Genomic DNA, 17,272 nt, shown 5'->3' with positions numbered 1-17,272 from the left:
TGGTAGTCTGGGGGAGGTAGGTTTGGAGTATGAAGTTTGAAACTATTGAGGATTTTGAATATAAAATCCGAGCGGTTTTCCGGCTGCATTGTACCCTTCCACCCATTGAGAAGCCTGCGCGGGGGAGAGGTAACGACAATCTTTAACTACCCTTTCCCATACTTAAACCCCAAACTGCTTCCCTGCGATCGTACTTCCGGCGCTTCAAACTCCCTGACATCCTCCAGCGTCAGAATTTCGAGCATTTCGCGTGTACGCTGTGCGGAGGGGATACCGGACATTCGCAGGTGCTGGTTTTTAATGCATTCTCCAACGGCATTGCGGACAGTGCGGGCATTCCCGAAATGTTTGTCGCGGCCTGCGTGAAGATGGGTGAAGTATTTTTGCAGATGCGCCAGCGCTTCAGGGGTCGGATGCAGTTTTTCCTTTTTTAACAGCATCAGGCAGATCTCCATCAGTTCCTCCGCCGAGTAATCTTCAAAATGGTAGGTTTTATCGAAGCGCGATTTCAGACCCGGATTCGTTTCAATAAATTCTTTCATATTACCCGGGTATCCGGCCACAATCACGCCGAACTGTCCCCGGTGATCTTCCATACGTTTCAGAATAGTGGCAATGGCTTCTCCACCAAAGCCGTGTGAATCGCCGCGCTGGTCTACTAATGCGTAGGCTTCATCAATGAAAAGTATTCCTCCCATTGACTGATTCACCTTTTCAGCTGTTTTTGTGGCTGTTTGACCAACATAGCCTGCCACGAGTCCTTCCCGGTCGCATTCCACCACATGACCGCGCTCCAGCACTCCCAGTCCTTTGTAAATTTTTCCGATGATTCTTGCCACGGTGGTTTTACCTGTGCCCGGGTTTCCGGTGAAAACGCTGTGAAGCGAGAATTTTCCGAGCACATCCCGGCCGGTTTCCTGATAAAAGCGTACGAGCTTCACCAGTTCATTCACCTCCTCTTTGATGTTTCGCATGCCGATCATCCCGTTGAGTTCGTCCAGCGCCTCTTTCAGCAATTTCTCATCCACGCTGAGCTTAAGCTTTTTCCTTGTGCGTCCTTCGAATACCTTGTGGATATCGTCGGCCTCAATGGTGGAAAGAATTTCGTTGCTCAGGTTTTTGATGTCGGGATGATTCATGAGGCGGATGCCCATGTTCATTTTTGCTTCTGTAATGATGGAGTTTGCGAAACGTGCATTACCGAAGCTTTCATCACGGGAGCGGTAGGCATCTGTAATGTATTCGGTGAGTTGGTTGAGCGCATCAGCCGTGAGGGTAACATTGTTTTTCTTTGCAGAGCTTTCGCAGATCTTCATCAGCTCTTCCGGCAGATAATCGGGGAAGTTGTAATGATAATTGATGCGGGAGCGCAAGCCCGGGTTCATTTCCAGGAAGCCACCCATCTCCTTGGGATAGCCTGCGAACATGATGGCAATATCACCCTTCCCATCGCTCATTTCCTTGAGCAGAATTTCAATCACCTCAGGTCCGAAATCATTGGAATCGCTCCCTGCGCGGGAAAGAGCGTACGCTTCATCCACGAACAGAATTCCCCCGCGCGCCTCATCAATCGCTTTCTTAACCTTTGGAGCCGTTTGTCCTATGTACTGCGCAACGAGATCGGCGCGGTCAACTTCCTTCACATGGCCTTTACTCAGTAGCCCCATCTGCTTGTAGATCTTACCCAGCAGTCGTACCACCGTTGTTTTACCTGTACCGGGGTTTCCGGTGAATACACTGTGCAGGGCCAGATTTCCTGAATCTTCAAACCCCTTTTCCTTGCGTAGTTTAACGAAGTGCAGGTAGTTGATGTTTTTACGGATCTCCGCTTTGATCTCCTCCAGGCCTACCAGTTCATCCAGTTCCTTCATCACCTCTTCCAGGTTGGCCGGTTCCTGTGTTTCAGCGGTTTTCTTCTTCGCAGTGCCGCCGTCGGTGGAAAGTGTTTCTTCAATGGAGTGAAGTATGGTTACCTCGCCTTCCGTGGCTGTATCCGGATGCATTTTGAAGGGTACCGCGGCGATGAGCGTATCCATGAACACGATTTCCATGGTGTACTTGTCATCCGTCCATATCCCGGGCGTAGAACGCCCCCATCCGGCATGAAAGGTGATGATCTTTCCGGTAGAATCTTTCTTTACGAACTGCATGCGCTGATCCTGTCCCTTCGGTTGCCCGGCATCGTCAAAGAAGTTAAAAAAGATCTCGCAGTTGAAATCGGAGGGGGTGGTCACCTTCAGGTTCAGTTCCGTCCAGATATACCGGGAATCTTTCTTGGAAAATTCTTTCAGGTATTTTTTGGAGACGTTTGTGTTTTCAGAATCCCCGCCTTCATACATTTTCAGACTTTCTATCTCAAAATACAGGTTGGAGTCGCGCGTTACCTTTCCTATATCCTCCACGAAAAACTTTCTTGAGCCGATGAGTTCGCCGTTGATCCATGCTTCCCAGATGTAATCGCCGCGGAACCAGAAGGCCCCGGGAGTGGCATTACCCCATCCATCGCGTACGTATACAATATTCTCATCCGTCTTCACCGGGCGTTTTGTCTCCAGGTTGCAAAGTTCCTTCCGGTTGTCGCCGTCGAGCGAATACGCTTTGAGTGTTACAGTGCCTTCCCATTCTTCTTCATCAAAGAGCTTATTGTAAAAGGAGAATTCCACGCGGATGTAATCCGTTTCCATCCGGTCGAAAACGGTCCGGTACTTTTTGGTGCTTTCAGCCATCCATTCATCGGATGAATAGACCTTGATGTCTTTGAACTTATAAGGCTTGAATTCCTTTTTGTCCGTTTTCTTGTCGTCTTTGTCTTTTCCGAAAAACATAACTTAAGGTATTAAAAGTGAAAATTATTCATTTCTAGAAAATCATCTTTCTTTTTCTTTCTGAAGAGATTAAAAAGCGTGCTTACTTCGTGCGACCCGCCCGAATTACTCAGGAAGGAGCCGGTATAAATATCATAACTGTAACGGAGCCGGAAAATAGTTCCTTCCCAGGCAGCCTTCAGGATAAGCACATCGCCGCTGCTGTACCCTGCGCCCAGCCTGAATTTGCGCCAGGCGGCAACCAGGGTACCGGTGTAGTGTTCAAAGCCGTATTGCATTTCGTAAAACAATCCCAGGTTGATCTTGAAGGCTTTGTTCTCTTTGATATCTCCCAGCGTGTAATCAAAGATCCCGGTGTATTTCAGTCCCAGCCTGGCTGATCCGCCTTTAGTGAAACTGACATTTGGTTGCAGCAGATGCCTCACAACGGCCCCTGCATTTATCCTTGCGGTAGTGGCCTGCATACCGAAACCCATGTCAAAGTTATTCTTCTGGGTGTAGAGTTCTTCTCCCGGTAATGTCAGGTTCGATGTATCCAGGAGCGAGGTGAGCAGGTTGAAATCAAGACCCGGATTTATCCTCAGTTTTTTATCCGCCAACTCCAGTTTATAGCTGTAGGCAAATCCAAGCAGGTTGTTTTTCAGCGTGCCCGCATCGTCGCGCATGAAATACATCCCCAATCCTGAGTTGTAGGAATTGAGCATGTGGTCGTAGGAAAGATAGAGTACTTTATAATCATAGGTTAACCCCGGCCACTGATCACGAAACAATGATGCAAAACGCCCGGCCCCCGTGGAACCCGCCAGCGCCGGATTCAGGTACAGGGGGGCATTGTAGGGATGGGAGAACCGGGGATCCTGAGAAAAAAGAGAAAGGCAGGTGAATAAAAGTGTTAGTGAACAAGTGAAAGATCTCATGAGCGGCATTTACTTAGTAATAATCTGGCAGCCTTTGGGAAGTAGGATGCGTAATACTTCTATCTGGTGATCTGTAAAATTGTTTCCCCGCAGATCCAGCACTCCCAGGCTGGTAAGAAAACAGATCTCATCGGGCAACTTGTTCAGGTGATTGTTTCGCAAGGAAAGGAATTCAAGTTTATCAAGGTAGCAAAGTTCTTTTGGAAAGTGCGTGATCTTGTTATGTTCGAGAATGAGGATCTGCAGTTCCCTGATTTTTCCTACCTCCGCAGGAATATAATCCATTCCGCATTTAACCAGCGTGAGTCTTTTTAAGCTATTCAGATTTCTGATATCAGGGGGGAGTGTATCAATCAGACAGTTATAAATAAGCAGATCCTGCAAAGCGGGCAGGTGACCAAGAGAGGAAGCAAGGTGCAATGTATCTGTAACATTGTTGTGAACATGCAGGATCTTCAGCCGGCTAAGATAACCCAGCTCGGCAGGCAGAGAGTCAAGTGCCGTGTTCTGCAGATCGAGATACATGAGAGAGTAAAGATCTCCAAAGCCGCGCGGGAGCGACTTCAGCGCGTTGTTTCTTGTAGAGAAATACAGCAGGGCGCTAAGTTTCGAAAATTCATCCGGCAGACGGGTGAGCTGATTATATTCAAGTGACAGCACCTGCAAATTTTTCAGTTCTCCGATACGGGGAAACTGTTTCACGGTATCAATCGCAACTTTTCCGAGATCGAGTTTGTAGCACTGGTCTGCATCACGCAGTGCTGATTTCAGATCGTAATACACGGGTGAACCGATGGGGCCAAGCAGGGTGAACGGGGCTTTCATCACCTCCTGGGCCTGTAAAGCGAACGGAATAAAAAAAAGAAGGATGAGTGGTCTCATCCTTCCAAATTTAATAAGAAAACTGCGTGTTTACTCCCTTGTTATTCAGGAAAATGCGTAGAGAAGTATAATGGCCAGATCAATCAGAACCGCTACCGAAGAGGACTGAACAATAAACTTCATTTTCATTACCGCCAGTATGATGCACATGGCAACCATGGTTGGAAGTAAAACAAGAAGCAATGGCAATACTCCGGCATCATTGGCAAATCCGGCGGCCACTCCTCCCAGGCAACCGATGATAAGCAAAATGACCGGAACCAGTCCGAACCGTTGCTGTTCCATCTCTTCCCAATAAGAGAGTGCTGTGGCTGTGTGTGAAGCAGTGTCCGGGGCGAATTCTGGCTTGTTGTTCATGGCAGGATCTTTTCAGGTTATGGCCAAAAATCCTTTTTCAATGCTTCTGTTATTATGACGAACATCATAATGCACTATGATATTTATCAACATATCATCTGCTCAGGATCATCAATTTATGCATTGAAATATTGTCATTGTATTGATAATCAATATAATATATTCCTTCCGCCATATTACCTGGAATTCGGAATTTTCCTTGAAAAGTGATGCCCCAAAACAGGGTTTGCCCGGCCGGATTAATGAGGCGGCAGGGAGTTCCGTCGGGGGTTCCCAGGAAGAGTTCCTCACCGGCTGCGAGGGGATTTGGCCATGGCGCAGGAGCCATGGATACTTCTGCTGATTCAGTTCCAACCATGGAACATTGGTAGGTAAATAAATAGCCGGACTGCACGATACCCGGATCCGACTTAAAGCGGAAGGTGAGCGAGGGTCCGGAGGAGGAAAAGGTACCGGGAGAAAAAGTACCGTGATAGAATCCAATAAGCGGAGAGTTGGTACCGGGTCCGTCCCATATCCAGAGTGTATCGTAATTTACTTCGGTGCTGAAGCTGCTGAACTGCACGGTAAAGGAGGCAGTGTTGGTGGGAGAAAGGGTGAAGGTGTAATCCTCTTTGTCGTAATAATTCCGGTTCGGGCCTCCGGTATCATAAATGGTATCAGTGCAGGGTATAATCCGGCAGTCAGTAAATTTTTGTTCAATCGTATTCCAGAGTTCGGAAAATCCGTCATCATATCCGAGTGCCCAGATGCCGATGCCGCCGATCCCGAGCTGGTTTACTGCATCGTATCTTTTACCGAGTGAATAGTAACTGTTGATGAAGCACTGGTTCCATTGGGTGGTGTAAAAGGAGTAGTAGGGAGTGAAGCTGTTGGGATCCCAGAGCGCTGCACTGTAGGTGCCCGGATTGTTGCGAACGTAGCTGTAAATTCTGGCTGTGCCGCTGGCAGTTGTCGGGGAGGGAATTGTTTGAAGAGAGGTAGGCCATTCACGTCCGTAGTAGGGCACTCCGAGCAGCAGCTGGCTGGGCGGAACTCCGTCGTTCAGATAATACGTAATGGATTTCGGCTGAGTATAATTATACGAAGTCTCAAAATTATACAAAGGATCGGTAGGGCCGGCTGTGGTGCTGCCGCTCCAGTAGTAGTCGTAGCCCATGATAATAAAAAGGTCAACATATCCCACCATCGCCCCTACGTCGTACACGTTGCTCCAGTCTACAGCCGGCAGGGCGATAGATATTTCGGAACCGGGAATGGCGGCATGCATCTGGTTACAGAGGCTGATCATGAAGGCGGTGAAGTTGGCACTTTGGGATGAAGGCACGCCTTCAAAGTCGATATTGCATCCGTTGGCATTTCTTTGCTGAACCAGAGCAATGATTGTGCTGATGAAGTTTTGTTTTGCTGTGGAGTTGGTGAGGAACGTGGCGTGGGAGGAGAAAAGAGTGGCGCAGAGATTGACCCGTACTCCGTTGGCCTGGGCGGCGGTAACCACTGCGGCGGTACTCCAGTTATGGGTGGTAACGGCGTTGCCTGTGGCGGCGTCTACTTCGTAGGAAAAGTACGAGAGGTCGGAGATCAGCGACCAGTTATAGTTGTTATACGTACTTCCCATCCAGTAGGGGTGCCATCCGAAAACACGTTTTTGTAAGGTACAGGCGGAGCGGGGAGAAGGGGAGTACGGGGCAGGCTGTACAGGAGAAGAAGCATGCTGTGCGCGAAGGGAATCCCATTGAGATTCCGCAGTAAGGTTAAAGGCCCGGTACAGTTCCGACTGTTCCTGGTGAATGGATTGAGAAAGTACCGCTCCCTGAAGGAACCAACTGACGCAAAAGAGCCGGAATAGAAGTTTTGTTTTCCGCATGTTCAGTATAACAGGAAACCTATGCTGGCATTGATCTCAACCCGGTTCAGCAGGCGAAGATTATATCCATACCACTGGGTAAGGTTTTTCGCAACGTTGTGGTATATATTATTTCTGTCATAGTATATACTCGAGAAGGCATACATCAATGCTGGAAAAGCGTGAACTTATAATTCCTTCCGCAACTTGATTTTACTACCCATCCCAGATCGAAGTCCAGGGAGAGATGAAAGGCGGCAGTAATAAGGTTGGTTTTCTGGTACGATTTAGGTTTTGTGGGGTCTGCCATGGGATAATATTCGTCACCGCGTCCGCCTTCGTCGCTGATAATATCATCCAGTCCGTAGGTAAGCCGAACTCCTGTGCTGAGCAGGAGTCCGCCGGATCCAAACAGGCCGGTTCCCCAGCCGAAAACGAGTGCTTTGCTGTTACCGGAAAAGTACTTTTTCACATCTTCGTTGGAATAGGAAAGATAGTCCGAGTCAAAACTTTCTTTGGCAGAATTCAGGATACCGAATTTGATTCCAAGTTCAAGGTATTTAAATCCTTCAAAATCCAGGTGCAGCAGCACAGGGATCTCCATATACTTCAGGTTGGTTCTGGATGTCCAGCTGAGCGTATCAATTCCGCTGGCCCATTTGCGGTTATACGAAGCAAAGAGGAATTCTCCGTTGATGGCTACCATTTCTGTCAGATGCAGTCCCAGCATTCCGCCTCCGTAAGCTCCTCCGGAAAATTTTTGCTGTATTCCGTCATCGTCAATCACATTTTTATTGAAAAACCAGGTGGCCATGGGTCCGCCCCGTGCGCCAATAACGATGTACGTATTTCCGCCGGAAGATTTTTTTCCTTTCAGTGCGCGGAGAAAAAGATCCTCTCCGGCGGCAGCGTTAAGAAAGAAAGCGGAAAAAAGAAGGAAGAGCAGTTTTTTCATTTTTGAGGGGTTTGAGGTAAAGATGTAGAAACTAAGCGGATCGTTGCATTTCAGAGCGAAAATCCGAGTCGTTTTTCCACTTCTCTGGGAAGATTCGGCAGTTTTCTCCGTTCGATCAGAAAGGAGGTAAGGGCTGCCAGGTTTTTGTAGATATAATGTTTTTCCAGGGCACCTTTCAGGTATTCCTTTCCGGTGCTTCCTCCCGTGCCGGTTCGCATCCCGATGATACGGTGCACCATATTCATATGCCGGAATCTCCAGGTGCTGAGCTGCTCATCTATTTCCAACAGGTTCTGAAGCAGGCGAAAGGGCTGGTGAAGCAGGGGGTAGCCTCTGTAAAGCATAATGAACAGGGCGGCGCGGCAGGCTTTTGCGGAAAGTCCTCTTTCCGGTTCCTTTTCCTCCGAAAAGAATACCGTGTCGAACCATTTCAGGTTCTGTTTTTCGCCTTCGGCGAGGCTCTTTTCATAAAGTTCCCTGTACGTACGCCAAAACGAATGCATTTTTCCGTCGGGTGCGGGGAATCCGTCCCAGTTCGTATGATCATCAAAAAAGGGCATGCGTTCCAGCCAGGCATTCACCAGTTCAAGCAGGGTGGGCCGCGATTCCACTTCGCGTATCATTTCTACATGTTCCTTGCGAAGCTGGGAGATATAATATTCCTGTCCGTGCCGGTGCTGAAATTTCAATCCCAGTTTCGCCTCGGTGATCTTGAACTGCCAGCTCTGGAAGCCCGATGCCGGCCGTAAAAGATCACGGAAGTCCAGGAAATCCATTGGCGTCATGCTCTCCATGATGTCAATCTGATGTACAAGAACTTTAAGAATGGTGATCAGGCGGTCTGTACGGTGAACAACCGTTTGCAATTCATTGCTGTTGTCGTTCACCGCGGGCTTGTTCATGATTTTCCCTACGGAATCAATTTCAAAGAGGATTTGCTTGAACCAGAGTTCATAGGCCTGGTGAATGATGATGAAGAGCATTTCATCATGGGCTTCAACGCCTGTTTTATCGCTTTCCGGATCCTGGGATTTCAGGATTTTATCGAGTTGCAGGTAGTCGGAGTAGTGGACGGACATAGAAGGGATATTGAGAAACGGAGAGGCTAAACAGGTTGAGTGTAATCGGTCAAATATTCAAAGCGCGGCGTTAGTTTTCCATTTTGGCAAATGGTAGCACGGGCCAGCAGGCCGGGTTCATCTTTTCCGGTGAGTGCGGGAAGTACTTTTTCGATCAGTTCTTTGCCGAAGCCTTCCGACGCGTCTCTGGGCAATTCGCAGGGAAGATTATCCACGGCCATTACGGTTATGCTTTGATTGGCGAACGGTTCTCCCGTTCGTTCGGTTACCGGATCGTAGCCATAGAACGGTTCCTGAATAGAAGAAGGCTTGGTGGTAGAGGGGATGGAGCCGTCGATATCGCAGGTTACGTCGGCGATCACACTTATGCGGAAGCCGGGGGAGCGCATATCCTCTTTGCTGAAAAGCCGGGGTGCACGCGGATCCCAAAAGGAGCAGTGTACCAGAAGATCGCAGTGCGGAGTATATTTTCCAAAGGTGGAGCGGAAATCTTCCGGATGAGAATAAAAGTGCTGCGTATCCCAGGGCGATCCGTCTTTCGTTTCGTTGTAATTGTAGGAATGCAGCTGCGTATAAGTTGCCTCGCGGAAGGAGAACTGCGTGAATTCGTAGGGAGTAATGCGGCGGATTTTCAGCATTCCCAGCAATTCGATGGCTCCGTTGGCAACGCGTCCGTTTCCGGTGATTACAATTTTGATATTCGGGAGCCGGATTTTTTTCAGTTCCTTTTCCATTTCCCGGCGGTCGTGGCACTGGTTTGCGGGTTTCAGGTAAAAGAGATTGTAACGCAATCCGTATCCCCTTATTCCGTTGTAGGCGCCCACGAGTCCGGCATAATGTCCAAAGCCGAGGATACGGTTCAAATCCGGATCGGTGAGGGTTTCATAATCAATCATGCGGATCTTTTTTTTGAGCAGTTCCTGCATGAGTGTTTTATTATGCGGTTGTTTTTTAATGGTATGGGAAAAGAAGAAATAGGTTTTTTCCGGGAGGAGGTCCTGTTTAGGTACTTCTTTGATGCCCATGAACACATCGCAGGCGCTGATATCTTCCCGTACATCCACTCCGGCATCCTTGTATTCCTGGTCCGGAAAGCAGCGCCATTCGCTGGGCTGGATACAAACGGTGGTACCCGGGAAGATGGCCGGAATGGCGGCACATTGTTCCGGGGTGAACGGCACTCTGCGGTCGCGGGGCATTTTACCTTCTCTTAAAACGGCGATTTTCATATCTCAATGAGTGTCAGCCTGTCAGGCAGGAGCCCGAAGGTACGATTTTTGTATCTTTGAAGGAAGTTCTTTGAAAACATCCTACACTATTGGGGCCGACCGGTTTTGACAGCAGGATGAAAAGGTAAGTAAGCATGTCGTGCGTTGGGAGTGCAGCACGTTAATATCAATTCTCACAACTCTAAATGGCGAGACAAACTACGCCATGGCTGCCTAATACCAGGTATTAGCTAGCCTTAGCTCCCCGGGAAGCGCCACCCTGTAGCGTCCCGATCAGGAGCTCCATAAAATCGGGGTTTGTGCAATGAGTGTTCCGTAGTTGTGCAATATCAGGGACTAAGGAGAGGTTAGGTTGGCGTATTTGACGGACCTTTCCCTACAATCAAAATGCGCTAAGCATGTAGAAGGCTTATCTCTTCCCTGATTGGACGGCGGTTCGATTCCGCCCGGCTCCACAATTAAATCCTTTTATAAAAAGCCATGCTGGAAAAATTATTAATTCCCATAGTCCACCAGGCGCATAAAAAATTGCTCCTATACCTTTAGTTGTATCAATTAATCCACAAATATCAAAAACACCGCTTAAAAACAATAAAACATATCCAATTTGCTAATTTACTCAGTCTTCTTTTTAAAATGTATAAATGATAGAACGCCAATAGGAATAAAATAAATACACCAAAATTCCAAAACTACAAACCCGATCCAGTCTGCTCCTTGCGTATTTGGGCCAAACAAACCAAGCATTGGCATAATAAAGCAACCCACAAAGAAAGCACCATGTATAATTAAAAGCCATTTTAACCATATATCTGCATTCGACCTTATATTGATGGTTAACCCCGCAAAAAAAGTAGCAAGAGACATGATTCCATAACCGAACAAATCATAATTAAAAAATAATCCAAACTTTGAATAATCAATTATTTGAGAGACCTGATCATCTAAATTTCCGAATGCAACAGTAGTTACTTGTGCGTAATAAACAATAAAAATGATCACCGCATATATACTAGCGAATGCAATTGCAATATTACCCGCCACCTTCTTATCACTATTGCAATAATGGCTAAAGGCACAAATTATAGGGATGAAACTAAATGCGATGAACATACACACCAGAAATGAATAGTAGTATGAATCAATAATCATACACAATGAAAAGGCAGCTACACTTGAAACATTAATAAGTGAACTGTAAATACCAATTTTTCTATTCATATTAGTTGTATATTCTTTGTTACATGTATGATTAGGTGGCATCATCGATGAACGGAACATCCGCCATATGAAATTATTACTTCCAAATTTAGGGTCGAACCTCCGCAGCAAACTGTTTAAAACTTTTACCGTGGAAAATTTGGCTCCTTGGAAACAAATTATACATTTGTTGCGTTGGGGGAATGCAAGGTTTTCGTGCCTTGTTTCCCCTTTTTCTTCCAATAAAAATTTACTGCTAAAATCTTTTCCATGGCAGTCACTCCTCTTCCGCTTCCGGTTCCGGACCCTAACCCGTCAAGCTGTATTGACAAAGAACCGTTTATCAAGCTTGACCCTGACGGCCAGGCTTCAATCCTGAACTATAAGCTTCCCGATTCCACGTGTTTTGACTCGTCCGGATACATCAAGTTGAACGTAAATCCCGCTTGCTTCAAGCCGGAGACAAATAACCCTCCTGTGGGAAATTTGTTCGATGTGCTAAGCGAACTTCCTGCAAGCCAGATAACGCAGTTGGTCAACGATGCCCTGCTAGGAGGCTCCCCTAATCCGCTATTCGTTAATAGTTTTTATCTGTCCCAACAACCGGTTATAAGTTCTATTGCTACTAAATCGGAAGTTAGAGGCGATACGCTCAGGACCTCGGTGAAGGAAAATGAAGACGCGACTATATCGGACATTAACCTGTCTGAAATAGTAAACCAGTCGGTAAAGGGCAAGAGGCCCATTATTCGAAGAAATTTATGGGGGAGGCCGGTCATACATTTCATGCCCCGCCCCAAAACCCCGAAACCGACCATCGTATTGGTCTTGCACTATAAAACCTGTTCTTTCCTTGGCGATTACGGCGCTGGAAAAACGGTAAAAACGTTTTCGCTTTTACCTGGAGAAAAGACGTTTATAAGCATTCGGAGCTATCGCCATTTTGAGGAAATGAGGAAGCGTTCCGAATGTGTCTTGGACTCATTCTCGGAAAGCAGCGCGCAAACACTTGAAAACATCATAGAAAATCAAAACGGCCATGATGAAACGACCTCAACGGTAAATCCATATCCTGGTTTTCTTCGTCAGGGATACTGGGGCGACTTGAATCAGCTATCAGCTGCGGCCAAAAAGGACGCCACATGGAAGATGGCTAGGGCTTATTTCTGGCTGCAGCAGGAAGGGAAAGTGAAAAACCCACCATATGTTGTCAGGTTGGAAGCTGGAAAGCAAACAACGTTCATTTTTAACGAGAAAAATATCGTGGAGTACTATAAAAAGAACAAGCTTCCCGACGATGTTCCGTTGTATGATTGGAAGGCTAAGGGCAAGAAAAAATGAACAGGGAAAAATCACGGATTCTTTTTCTATCGCCTGTGGTCCTGTGTGCGGTATGGTTCGGATGTTCGGCCCCCTCTCGAACGAAAGAAATGCAAATTCGGCTTGTGGCTTCGGAATTGCTGGACACCAGAGCAAGCGTATGCCTCGCGAAGGGCGACATGATTATCTTCACCGCTTTCAAGAATCACGTAGAATTACAGGCAGATTCATTGTTTTATTGGAAGCATTATAGCGTTGGCCAGGATACCCTGTTGTCTCTAATTTCCGATAGTGCAATGACGCTTCAAAGCATTAAAAAAGCATATTTAGAAAAAGGACAGCACTTCAATTGTTTTGACACCTTGGAAACCTTCAACTACACTTACGACGACAGAGCAGATAACCCTGGCGCGGCGCAGGGCGAAGGCGTTGTCAAGACGAGGGAACACGATGGCGTTTCTGTTTCCACAACTTATATTGCCTCCAAATGGGAGACTTTCCTAAGCGTTATTTCAAACGGGGACACGGTTAAAATGAAAGTCGCCGGCGAAAGGGAACTTGCCGATTTTTTCCTTTACGACGTGATGGGGGATTTGACCCCCGAGATTTTCATAATCAGACACGTTGCCATACCAAGCGTCGTCACGGGCGATATTCCGGCAATCGAGATAGAAGTATACCAGATTAGAAGATAAGCCGGGTCGCCTTTATGCCACTCGCCGTGGTCATCTAGGTGGTCGCTTAAACCTGTCAATCAAAAATAAATGTCATGATATATTGTAATCCAAGAGATGTAACCAGCCCAAAGGATTACGTCGAAATGGTAGCGGTCCTATTTGATGGTGGCGAGGATTCCTTTTCGGTGGCAAAACTGTTATGGGATGGGAACGAATGCATAGGAATCCGTTGGAACGTGGCCGCCAGAGAATGGGATGAGTCAGAAAAGGTTGCGGAAAAGAAAACTTGTGTCGGCATGCCATCCTCTCACGGCCATCCTGTATGGTTTATACTGCCCGATTGTTATAGCATTCATGTTTCCGATAATAACGAAATTTTTCTTGGCCTCAATTATCCACGCTAAAAATTCTCTAAATAATGAAAATGGTGGATTGGTAACTATAATATCAGATTCATCTCTTAGCTTTTTTATTTCTTCACTTCTAAAATCACCGTCACCTTTTAAATAAGTCCATTCTAAATCATTCACATCAATTTTTCCGTCTCCTGACTTATCTCTTGTCAATGTAAATATTTTACCATTTATCCTGGTCTTTTTTTCGTCATATTGAGGATCATTTACTTCAAAAAGTGTTGGTTGGTAATTGCTTTTGTAATTTTTGCTTTCCACAGCATAGCTTGTGCTGATTAACTTTTTAAGTTTAAATCGTTCAAAATTTTGAGCAAAAAACTTTGTAAAATTACTCCACTCAGGGTCGTCACAAGGTAACAAGACGGTTTTGCCACGAAATACATTTGGATTAAAGTCTCTATACGCGGTCATTTCTTTTTCTATGTCGTGGTATTGCGTATAAAACTCATCGTTCTTTCCGTTTTTAGCTTTTGATAAATCTCTATGTGCCATTTATATTGTCAATTCGTTAAGGTCGTAAAGTTAAGTTTTTAAACCGTTTTTGTCTTGAAAGTTGCAGTCAAATTGTCAACGGTCTGCATGTCGGGTGGTGGGTGGGCTTTTGGAGCGGTCGGGCAAAATTAAATGTGGTGCTTTTGTGGCGGCTTGTGTGCTGGCAAAGCACCTCTTTTAATTTTGCGAAGGGTCGGCTGTCTTTCATTTTGTCTGTCGATATTTCGATGGTTTGTCGGTCGTCTAACAATGCCCTATAACGTTCTGCGGTTTGGCGCCGTGCCGACCGCGTCCACCGAAGCTTTAGCGAAGGTGGACCGGGCCATTAAAATTAATCAAAAAAAGGTCTGGAGCCAAACCGCTGTTAGTGCTTGTGCCGGAATTCCTTATCTTTGTAGTACATCAAGAGAACCATGAAAGCCCTCGTTATTACACCAAAAAATCAAGCAGAAATTCGGTTTCTGGCAGATCTTCTTAAAAAGCTTGGATTTAGCTCTACCGTCATGGAAAAAGAGCAAATTGAGGATGCTGGAATGTCGATGCTAATGAAGCAGACCGATCGTAGCAAAAAGGTGTCCAGAGATTCTATTATGAAAAAGCTTAAGTCCTAATGAAGGTCGAGTTTTTGGAGAGGTTCAGTAAAGATCTCGACAAGCTTAAGGTCAAACATGTTAAAGATTCGGTCGCCAAGACCATTGAAAAAGTTGAATCTTCCTCTACCCTTTCAGAAATTTCAGGAGTAAAAAAACTTGCCGGATTTAAGAATGCATACCGAATAAGGATCGGAGACTATCGGATTGGCATTTTTGTGGACGGAAACGTAGTTCAGTTTGCACGAATCGCGAATAGAAAGGATATCTATAAATTATTTCCTTAGAATTTCAGGGAGCCGTTAGAACGGCATAAGCACTAACGTTCCGCGGGCTTGCGAAGTGCGGGGTTTCGGAGAAGGATTTGTCTGCCAAGACAAATGCTCGTAGAAAATCCGCACACCAAATTTACGATTTTGCCCGCATAGCGCAAACTTGCTGTTATGCGTAGTAATTATTTGTTTGTTGCTTTATTTTCCGTTGCCAGAAAGTCGAAGTAATTAATAACATCATTGACCTCTGTTGAAATATTTTCGGTAATCGTTGTCAACGGGAAAGAAGTAGCTGCTTGGCTGAAAGGATCACCAAATAAATTTGATAATTTATTAATTGTGAGAAATATTGTGCCGATTAATGTTGTTACCGGAATTGCCAATAATTCCCAATAACTATTTTCTCCACCTAAATCTATATCGCCCATAAAGAAAGGAAGAAGTAAAACATAAGAAATGACTATTAACCGAGTAAACGCTTTATAAATATTCAAGAAAGGTGTATTCTTTGTTCTTTCTGATTTGCCTTGAATTTCATAGAATTTATTTAGCAGAACCATCAAATCATATTTTTCCATTGAGCATTCTTTGCCAATTGAATTCTCAATCTTCTGGCTCATTGTTTGTAAAATATGATTAGGTTTATTTTTTACAGTTGATATAAAAGATAAATTATTGTCTATATCAATACTTTTGGAGTCAATATCGGAAAGATTGTGTAGTTGTTTTCTGAGCTGAACAATATATAAACACAATAATTCTAAAAGTGTTTTGCCAATAATATAGTTCTGAGTTTTAAATTCACTGTTTAAATTTTCCTTATTGCAAAAATATGTGCACACTTTACCTGCAAAAGTCCTGCTATTGTAGGTTAATTCGCCAATATTTTTTCTTGCTTCCCACCATCTGTCGTAGGCAGAATTCATTCTGAAACCTAAAAAGAAAGCAACAGCAATTCCTAATACGCTTCCTGTTTGAGGTGAAATGGAATAAAAGTGGTCACCAAACGATTCCTCCAAAGTAAAGACAGCGAGAGAATATAAGAAGCAAAATGCAAAAGGCAGAAATGCTATTCCAAGCAATTTTTTAAAACCTATTCTTTCTGTTGGAATATTCATGTTTTTCGGAACTAATCGTCTTTATCCTTTTCTTCTTTCTCTTCCTTTTCCCCTTGCTCCTTTGTTGTTTGAGCAGTGTCTGTCAGATTACCTGTCTGTTTGTTCACAGCGGTATCCTGGATTGGTGCAGTTTCTGTATTTTGGTTTTCGGGTTGATTCGTGGTGTTTTTGCAAGCAATTAACAATGTTAATGCTAAACCAAATAAAAAAAGTGTTTTTTTCATGTTGATGTTATTATTAGATTGTGATTATTTAATCATCCTCTCCCTCTTCATTCTGTCCCTGTGTTGTGGTTGCTGTGCTGTTTATTTCGGTGTGTCTTATTTGTCCGCCCAAATAACCTGTCCGGGCAACAAGTCCGAAACTAATCAGCGATATAAACAGAATTACAATGGCAATAGTATTTGTCAACCTCGATTTTTTAATAGTCAGGAGTAATCCTCCAATAGAAGCAGCACCTAAAATAATTAACGACACTATGGCAAATAGTGCAAAGTCCTCGTGTTGTTCAATCATGTTTTCTGCAACACCTTGAATTTTTTCAACCGCCTCTTCCGCTCCTTCACCCGTCAGGTAGGCAATACCTGCACCAATTGCAGAAATTATGAAAAGATTGTAAGCGGCAATTATTGTTGGATTGCTTTTTGTCCAAAGTCCGTGCGCTAAAACAAGTGCGCCCAAAATAGAACCGAAAATTGGAAGGTGGGTTATCAGTAAGTGAATATGTGTCTGATCCATGTTGATTTTATTTTTTATCAAAAATCGGTGATATCATTCAAGTGAATAATGATAAATGTCATAAGAGAAAGTGATAATTGTCGGTCAACAATTATTACGCATAACGTTTTGGCGCTTGGCGCAGTGGCGGATTTCGGAGCACAAAACTGTCAATACACCACAAAAGTTGATACGAGGTAGAATGTTCAATTAACCACTTCACCCGCCATTGAGCCAAACGCCTGTTAGGTGCTGCCGTGTGTCCTGCGTTACCACAGGGTATAAAGATAAAGTTCTTTGAGATGGTAACAAAACTCTGACAGAGATGATAGACGATGTCAAGAAACGGAAACGAGTCAACCCCCGAAAGAAAAGGGCAAAGT

16 protein-coding genes, 1 other RNA gene and 1 pseudogene are annotated in these 17,272 nt (G+C 45.1%); 5 read left to right on the top strand and 13 right to left on the bottom strand.

The window, feature by feature from the left end:
• Nucleotides 1-146: 146 nt before the first annotated feature.
• The 8 genes from IT233_04320 to IT233_04285 form a co-directional block, all read right to left on the bottom strand.
• The gene (locus IT233_04320; GenBank protein MCC7301848.1) at nt 147-2,825 is read right to left on the bottom strand and encodes an AAA family ATPase; all 2,679 of its coding nucleotides are present in this window, start codon (nt 2,823-2,825) and stop codon (nt 147-149) included.
• Between the two features lie 11 nt (nt 2,826-2,836).
• Complete coding sequence (locus IT233_04315) at nt 2,837-3,742, bottom strand: PorP/SprF family type IX secretion system membrane protein (protein MCC7301847.1); 906 nt, start codon at nt 3,740-3,742, stop codon at nt 2,837-2,839.
• A gap of 9 nt (nt 3,743-3,751) precedes the next feature.
• Nucleotides 3,752-4,624: a hypothetical protein gene (locus IT233_04310; protein MCC7301846.1), complete on the bottom strand. Its 873-nt coding sequence runs from the start codon at nt 4,622-4,624 to the stop codon at nt 3,752-3,754.
• Nucleotides 4,625-4,669: 45 nt separating this feature from the next.
• Complete coding sequence (locus IT233_04305; protein MCC7301845.1) at nt 4,670-4,981, bottom strand: hypothetical protein; 312 nt, start codon at nt 4,979-4,981, stop codon at nt 4,670-4,672.
• A gap of 94 nt (nt 4,982-5,075) precedes the next feature.
• Nucleotides 5,076-6,848: a hypothetical protein gene (locus IT233_04300; protein ID MCC7301844.1), complete on the bottom strand. Its 1,773-nt coding sequence runs from the start codon at nt 6,846-6,848 to the stop codon at nt 5,076-5,078.
• Nucleotides 6,849-6,993: 145 nt separating this feature from the next.
• Entirely contained in the window at nt 6,994-7,782 is a 789-nt protein-coding gene (locus tag IT233_04295; protein ID MCC7301843.1) for an outer membrane beta-barrel protein, read from the bottom strand.
• 50 nt (nt 7,783-7,832) lie between these two features.
• Nucleotides 7,833-8,861 carry a tryptophan 2,3-dioxygenase gene (locus tag IT233_04290; GenBank protein MCC7301842.1) on the bottom strand — a complete coding sequence of 343 codons (1,029 nt, stop codon included), beginning with the start codon at nt 8,859-8,861 and terminating at the stop codon, nt 7,833-7,835.
• Between the two features lie 26 nt (nt 8,862-8,887).
• Nucleotides 8,888-10,090: an alanine dehydrogenase gene (locus tag IT233_04285; GenBank protein ID MCC7301841.1), complete on the bottom strand. Its 1,203-nt coding sequence runs from the start codon at nt 10,088-10,090 to the stop codon at nt 8,888-8,890.
• Nucleotides 10,091-10,181: 91 nt separating this feature from the next.
• Here IT233_04285 and ssrA point away from each other — a divergent pair.
• Nucleotides 10,182-10,548, top strand: a transfer-messenger RNA (tmRNA) gene (gene ssrA / locus IT233_04280).
• Between the two features lie 157 nt (nt 10,549-10,705).
• Here ssrA and IT233_04275 read toward each other — a convergent pair.
• Nucleotides 10,706-11,311, bottom strand: coding sequence for a hypothetical protein (locus IT233_04275; protein MCC7301840.1), 606 nt, complete (start codon nt 11,309-11,311; stop codon nt 10,706-10,708).
• A 249-nt stretch (nt 11,312-11,560) separates the two neighbouring features.
• Here IT233_04275 and IT233_04270 point away from each other — a divergent pair, with 249 nt between their 5' ends.
• Both IT233_04270 and IT233_04265 read left to right on the top strand, forming a co-directional pair.
• Entirely contained in the window at nt 11,561-12,631 is a 1,071-nt protein-coding gene (locus IT233_04270; GenBank protein MCC7301839.1) for a hypothetical protein, read from the top strand.
• A gap of 104 nt (nt 12,632-12,735) precedes the next feature.
• Nucleotides 12,736-13,305, top strand: a complete 570-nt coding sequence (locus IT233_04265) for a hypothetical protein (GenBank protein MCC7301838.1) — start codon at nt 12,736-12,738, stop codon at nt 13,303-13,305.
• Between the two features lie 323 nt (nt 13,306-13,628).
• Here the strand turns inward: IT233_04265 and IT233_04260 are convergent.
• Nucleotides 13,629-14,192 (bottom strand): annotated as a pseudogene (locus tag IT233_04260) (DNA methyltransferase).
• Nucleotides 14,193-14,605: 413 nt separating this feature from the next.
• On the opposite strand from IT233_04260, the gene IT233_04255 reads away from it, so the two are divergent.
• Both IT233_04255 and IT233_04250 read left to right on the top strand, forming a co-directional pair.
• Complete coding sequence (locus IT233_04255) at nt 14,606-14,803, top strand: hypothetical protein (protein ID MCC7301837.1); 198 nt, start codon at nt 14,606-14,608, stop codon at nt 14,801-14,803.
• Nucleotides 14,803-15,069: a type II toxin-antitoxin system RelE/ParE family toxin gene (locus IT233_04250; protein ID MCC7301836.1), complete on the top strand. Its 267-nt coding sequence runs from the start codon at nt 14,803-14,805 to the stop codon at nt 15,067-15,069. The genes IT233_04255 and IT233_04250 overlap by 1 nt, the downstream gene beginning before the upstream one ends.
• Before the next feature lie 167 nt (nt 15,070-15,236).
• Here the strand turns inward: IT233_04250 and IT233_04245 are convergent, their stop codons facing one another.
• From IT233_04245 to IT233_04235, 3 genes are read right to left on the bottom strand one after another with little or no spacing between them, the layout of a single operon-like run.
• Nucleotides 15,237-16,172, bottom strand: coding sequence for a hypothetical protein (locus IT233_04245; protein ID MCC7301835.1), 936 nt, complete (start codon nt 16,170-16,172; stop codon nt 15,237-15,239).
• A gap of 11 nt (nt 16,173-16,183) precedes the next feature.
• Nucleotides 16,184-16,396 carry a hypothetical protein gene (locus IT233_04240; GenBank protein ID MCC7301834.1) on the bottom strand — a complete coding sequence of 71 codons (213 nt, stop codon included), beginning with the start codon at nt 16,394-16,396 and terminating at the stop codon, nt 16,184-16,186.
• A 28-nt stretch (nt 16,397-16,424) separates the two neighbouring features.
• Nucleotides 16,425-16,910 carry a hypothetical protein gene (locus tag IT233_04235; protein MCC7301833.1) on the bottom strand — a complete coding sequence of 162 codons (486 nt, stop codon included), beginning with the start codon at nt 16,908-16,910 and terminating at the stop codon, nt 16,425-16,427.
• Nucleotides 16,911-17,272 lie beyond the last annotated feature (362 nt).

It is taken from the genome of Bacteroidia bacterium, from assembly GCA_020852255.1.
Taxonomy (GTDB): domain Bacteria; phylum Bacteroidota; class Bacteroidia; order JADZBD01; family JADZBD01; genus JADZBD01.
Note: the sequence above shows the minus strand (reverse complement) of the source record. Positions and strands in the feature narration are given on the sequence as shown.

Coding starts and splice junctions, on each gene's coding strand:
- IT233_04315 (MCC7301847.1), bottom strand. CDS start 3,742: ATGAGATCTTTCACTTGTTCACTAACACTTTTATTCACCTGCCTTTCT.
- IT233_04290 (MCC7301842.1), bottom strand. CDS start 8,861: ATGTCCGTCCACTACTCCGACTACCTGCAACTCGATAAAATCCTGAAA.
- IT233_04300 (MCC7301844.1), bottom strand. CDS start 6,848: ATGCGGAAAACAAAACTTCTATTCCGGCTCTTTTGCGTCAGTTGGTTC.
- IT233_04255 (MCC7301837.1), top strand. CDS start 14,606: ATGAAAGCCCTCGTTATTACACCAAAAAATCAAGCAGAAATTCGGTTT.
- IT233_04240 (MCC7301834.1), bottom strand. CDS start 16,396: ATGAAAAAAACACTTTTTTTATTTGGTTTAGCATTAACATTGTTAATT.
- IT233_04320 (MCC7301848.1), bottom strand. CDS start 2,825: ATGTTTTTCGGAAAAGACAAAGACGACAAGAAAACGGACAAAAAGGAA.
- IT233_04245 (MCC7301835.1), bottom strand. CDS start 16,172: ATGAATATTCCAACAGAAAGAATAGGTTTTAAAAAATTGCTTGGAATA.
- IT233_04305 (MCC7301845.1), bottom strand. CDS start 4,981: ATGAACAACAAGCCAGAATTCGCCCCGGACACTGCTTCACACACAGCC.
- IT233_04285 (MCC7301841.1), bottom strand. CDS start 10,090: ATGAAAATCGCCGTTTTAAGAGAAGGTAAAATGCCCCGCGACCGCAGA.
- IT233_04235 (MCC7301833.1), bottom strand. CDS start 16,910: ATGGATCAGACACATATTCACTTACTGATAACCCACCTTCCAATTTTC.
- IT233_04250 (MCC7301836.1), top strand. CDS start 14,803: ATGAAGGTCGAGTTTTTGGAGAGGTTCAGTAAAGATCTCGACAAGCTT.
- IT233_04295 (MCC7301843.1), bottom strand. CDS start 7,782: ATGAAAAAACTGCTCTTCCTTCTTTTTTCCGCTTTCTTTCTTAACGCT.
- IT233_04275 (MCC7301840.1), bottom strand. CDS start 11,311: ATGAATAGAAAAATTGGTATTTACAGTTCACTTATTAATGTTTCAAGT.
- IT233_04270 (MCC7301839.1), top strand. CDS start 11,561: ATGGCAGTCACTCCTCTTCCGCTTCCGGTTCCGGACCCTAACCCGTCA.
- IT233_04310 (MCC7301846.1), bottom strand. CDS start 4,624: ATGAGACCACTCATCCTTCTTTTTTTTATTCCGTTCGCTTTACAGGCC.